The organism is Celeribacter baekdonensis B30, from assembly GCF_000299875.1.
Classification (GTDB): Bacteria; Pseudomonadota; Alphaproteobacteria; order Rhodobacterales; family Rhodobacteraceae; genus Celeribacter; species Celeribacter baekdonensis_A.
In genome coordinates, this window is record NZ_AMRK01000040.1 from 1 (window position 1) to 714 (window position 714).

Below are 714 nucleotides of genomic sequence, written 5' to 3' on the forward strand. Positions count from 1 at the left end.
CTTCTTGGCGGCCTGACCGATGGCCTGCTGGGCGGCGAAGACGCTCTCATCTGATCGCAAGCGGACTGAAAAATTCGACAGCGCCCTGCCAATCGGTGGGGCGTTTTTGATTCGCTAAGGCGTACGTCTCTTTACGTAAATTCGGCGTACCACTTGCCCTCTAAGGTTGAAGCAAATTACGGCAGTTCTTTTTGCAGAGGCGTATTGACAATAGTCCTAATGAATATAAACATACATACTTAAGTCTTTTGAATTACTGATGGTAATACTTTCAGGTGTGATTCAGAGGGGTCAAAATGGGAACAGGAGTGGAACCATGGCAAACAAAACAATCTTAGTCTCCGCCACGGAGACGCGCGTCAACTTGGGTATCGATCAAACTGGCTTGGAAACATACAGCCGGTCTGGAGACAATCTGATCATCGATCTGGGCAACGGCGATACGATCACCGTCCAACGCTATTATGTGCCTGCGGCAGACGGGTCCTTGCACAGTATTGTTTACAGTAACGACATGATCGTTGATGGCGATCCTGCGGCGGCTGGCCTGGGCATGGGCTTCTCTGAGGAGGGAATCGCTGCCGCCGTTTTCGGTGGGCTCGGCCTTGCGGCTCTGGCAGCCGGTGGCGGTGATGACAGCGATGCGGATGCTGACGCGGATGCAGATGCTGACGCAGATGCGGATGCGGATGCTGACGCGGATGCGGATGCTGA

At 53.4% G+C, this 714-nt stretch carries 1 protein-coding gene; it reads left to right on the top strand.

The features are described 5' to 3' along the window. Window positions 1–316: 316 nt before the first annotated feature. Window positions 317–714, top strand: a 398-nt coding sequence (locus B30_RS22445; protein ID WP_009574318.1) for a BapA/Bap/LapF family prefix-like domain-containing protein, incomplete at its 3' end; no start/stop codon positions are given.